We start from the raw sequence: 3,574 nt of genomic DNA, 5'->3' as shown, positions 1-3,574 counted from the left end.
AATCGCCCCCGAAAAACACGGGGTGGGAAAACACCGAATGAATTATTTAAGGGAATACGAACATGTTTACTTCCAGATTAACGATGTTGCACTTATTATGTGAATCTACCCTTCATATATAAAATCTGTTTCTTCGCATGATTAAAAACAATAATATATTCTTTCATATAATCCTTACTCAAAAGATAAGGAATTATCATTGAATTATTTATTTTATACCCCGTTCTAGATAGATAAAAACCGTTGATTTTAAATTTATCTCTGTTATGCAAGTCTGAAATAAATGAAAGAATGGTTTCATTATCATAAGGGTCCCACATTAGCAATTTATTTATCCCAACCCGTTTAGACACAACATATTTGGTATGATCAAATTTCTGATAATAGTCCAATTCATTTGAAAAAAATATGAATTAGATTCTAAAATAAAAAGTTCATTTAATGGAATTTCATTTAATTCTTGTAGATAATATACAGTTGTATCTATATGAAAAAACTCTTTTAAAAACATAAAAAATATATGTGGCGCAGCACTTCCAGAAAATATTTCTGTAGGCAAATGATAAGAAATATCTACGTTAAAAGTATGAAGTTCATCAGTACATATATTGTGATATTCCATCCAATAAACAAGTGCATTAAAGAAACAATCGTATGGACCTAAGTGTTCAAAATAATTACCTATAAAATCAATATGCTTATTCATCTATCCACCCTGAATCTTCATTTCATTCTGCTAAGTTAATATACACTTGATCGTATAATCTCCCCATTATATGACGATCAAAAGTTGCTCCGCGCTTTCTGGCATTTTCTCCCATTTTCATACGCAGAATCTCATCTTGAATAAGAAGTTGACAAAAATCTCTTGCCTGTTTATATCCAGTACATAAAAAACCAGTTTCTCCATGAATAATCTGTTCTGAATTTCCCCCTTTTTTTCAGCAATAATTGGAATACCTGAAACCATCGCTTCTGAAATTACATTAGCAAACCCTTCTAAACTATCATCAGGTGTAAGATAAAGGAATATATCACATATAGAAAGCATTTCTCTTATTCTACTTCCAGGCCAAATATTAATCATATTTTGCGCTTGGCAGATCATTATTTCTTCATTTAATTTATCAATAAGAATAGGATCACCATCACCAACTATAATAAAAGTTGTATCTAGATTGAAATCGACTAAATTAGCTATATAGTTTTTTGGTATCTTATTTTCATAAATAGTACTATGTCGCCCAATAATAATTCCTTCCGTTTTTTGTCTATTTAAAATAAATTGTTGCACATCAATATAACTTTTAATCACAATTCTTCTGTTTCTTCCGATATGCTCCTGAAATCTGTCAATAAAATCGCTTCCTGAAACATAAACATCTGCTTGAATATCTTCAATTGGCGCAGGATCTTGTACTGTTACAATAACATGACAGTTATGAGGTATCCGGCTCTTAGGTATCATCTTAAATCCGGGCCACCAATGGTAATGAATAATATCAGGTAACTCCTCTATGATTATTTTGATAAGATTTCTTTGTGCGTAATCTATGAATTTAATCTGTAACTCCTCAAGCTCAGATTCATACTGGTTTAAAGTACTAACCACTATATATTCAAAGCATAACGATGTAGATCTTATGATATTAATGAGAGCTCGTTGAGCCCCTCCAACCTTCATATGTTGTATTAAATGTAGTATTTTCAATTTTTTAGGTAAAATTTTTTCTTCTTTCTTCATTACAATTCACCTTTTTATCTAATCATCTTATAATAAGTTCTCTTAGATTTTTCCACTTCTGTTCGAAAGCCATTTTCTAAAGATAAACAAAATCCCTCCAAACTAATTTCTCCAAACGTAAATTCTTTATAGATGACAGGGACAATTGTTGGATATTTTTTCATAAAATATTCAAAATTCTTATTAATATCTCTTATCCTGTCATTTCCAACTATATGCTCCAGATGATATACTACCGCGTCAGATCTATATTTATAACGATTACCATGTAAAGCTAAACGATACCCTAACTCAACATCTTCTATTCCCCATCCTATAAAGCCTTCATCAAATCCACCGACTTCTACTAGATCACTTTTCCGTGCTGAAACATTACGTGCTACAAAGCAAATCCACCTAGCCTGATCATTCTTTTGATATTCACTATCAAACAATCGTAACGTTTGTTTTCCATAGAAATCTCTGCGAGCTTGTTTCAATAACCCTTCCATATCTCCATGTAATGCCCTAACAAGAGAATACCTTACTGAATCTCTCATGAGATTGGACCAATACACATTATAACGATCACCTACAACAACTAAGCTCTCTTCATTACGATGCTCATAAATATGTGCTCTAACAAATGTAGAATTCACGATTACATCATCATCTGTAAGAATGATAACTTCACCTTTTGCAGCATGGATACCAACGTTTCTAGCGACAGCAATTCCTTGATGTACCGTTTTTATATATTGAATTGCCAGATAATTTGCAAACTTATCTATTATTACGCGTAAGTCAATATCAGAGCCATCATCAATAATAATGACCTCAAATGGGACCTCAGTTGGTTCTTGATTTACAAGGGACTGTAACGTAATTTCCAGACGCTCTGGCTTATTCCTCGTAATAATAAGAACACTTGCATATATTTGATACATTATACATCCCTCCTTTCTCAACTACCTGTGCTGGAATATGATTTTAATCCCAATCGCCAAATTATCCTTGATAGAATTAAGAAAAAAATCGAAATGAAAACTGACATTATCCCTAATTCCCATCCAATATTTCCAATTAACGCCATAGCAGCAGGATTCGCAATTAATGCCAGAGGAACTATTATCTTAAAAATAAAACCAAACCCTCCATTAAAGATATCAATAGGAAAACGAGCAATAATAATATTATTTAAAAACAAGGAATCTCGGTGTTCATTACCAGGCCACCAAAACGAAGTAACAGTCCAAATAAACCAGATACTGTAGTACGTTATTATTCCAGTCAGCAACAGCAAAATGTACAGAAGTAAATTTATAAAATGAAAGCTCAATGAAGCAAAGGTTTTGTTGCTTCCTAAGTAACATTTCAAAATAATAGATCATCTGAAGGGAATTCAGTTAAATTTTTGCGTTCTGAACATCCAATATTAACGTAAATATAAGCAATCGATGTTTTGATAAAATGGTTATTATTATGCGAATGTAAGTTAAATACTGATTTAAATAAATAACTTTCATTGAGTAGTTGTTGTAAATATAATATTTTCTCGTTTTTTATTTTCTAGTATTTTATTCTTTAGGCGCTTATATTAATGCATTCGGTAAAGATTTGCCTGAGGAAATCTGAAACAATGTTTTTTGTAACTTGGTAGAAATACTATACCTTGACAATGAGTGGTAATGACTAACTGATAAGACAGAGAAACAGATTGTGGCAAAGAAAGAAAAACAGCCTCACCATGACGCGTTATTCAAACATTTTTTAACGCAGCCCGAAACGGCCAGGGAATTTTTATCCCTTTATCTGCCCGAAGAGGTCCAGTCGTTGTGTGATTTAGCCACA

Annotated in this window: 5 protein-coding genes; 1 reads left to right on the top strand and 4 read right to left on the bottom strand. The window is 32.0% G+C overall.

Annotation, left to right across the window (positions count from 1 at the left end):
* Window positions 1-331: 331 nt before the first annotated feature.
* The 4 genes from ACGF5R_RS23620 to ACGF5R_RS23605 all read right to left on the bottom strand — a co-directional run bounded on the left by ACGF5R_RS23620 (window position 332) and on the right by ACGF5R_RS23605 (window position 3,020).
* Window positions 332-706: a hypothetical protein gene (locus ACGF5R_RS23620; protein WP_112876645.1), complete on the bottom strand. Its 375-nt coding sequence runs from the start codon at window positions 704-706 to the stop codon at window positions 332-334.
* 117 nt (window positions 707-823) lie between these two features.
* Window positions 824-1,744: a glycosyltransferase gene (locus ACGF5R_RS23615; protein ID WP_387693044.1), complete on the bottom strand. Its 921-nt coding sequence runs from the start codon at window positions 1,742-1,744 to the stop codon at window positions 824-826.
* A gap of 14 nt (window positions 1,745-1,758) precedes the next feature.
* The gene (locus tag ACGF5R_RS23610) at window positions 1,759-2,670 is read right to left on the bottom strand and encodes a glycosyltransferase (RefSeq protein WP_112876643.1); all 912 of its coding nucleotides are present in this window, start codon (window positions 2,668-2,670) and stop codon (window positions 1,759-1,761) included.
* A gap of 17 nt (window positions 2,671-2,687) precedes the next feature.
* Window positions 2,688-3,020 (bottom strand): ABC-2 family transporter protein, encoded by a 333-nt coding sequence (locus ACGF5R_RS23605; protein WP_387693048.1) that lies wholly within the window; start codon window positions 3,018-3,020, stop codon window positions 2,688-2,690.
* Between the two features lie 422 nt (window positions 3,021-3,442).
* Here ACGF5R_RS23605 and ACGF5R_RS23600 point away from each other — a divergent pair.
* On the top strand, window positions 3,443-3,574 hold a 132-nt coding region (locus tag ACGF5R_RS23600; protein WP_387693046.1), incomplete at its 3' end, for an Rpn family recombination-promoting nuclease/putative transposase.

It is taken from the genome of Photorhabdus sp. RM71S, assembly GCF_042879355.1.
Lineage (GTDB): Bacteria > Pseudomonadota > Gammaproteobacteria > Enterobacterales > Enterobacteriaceae > Photorhabdus > Photorhabdus kayaii.
Note: the sequence above shows the minus strand (reverse complement) of the source record. Positions and strands in the feature narration are given on the sequence as shown.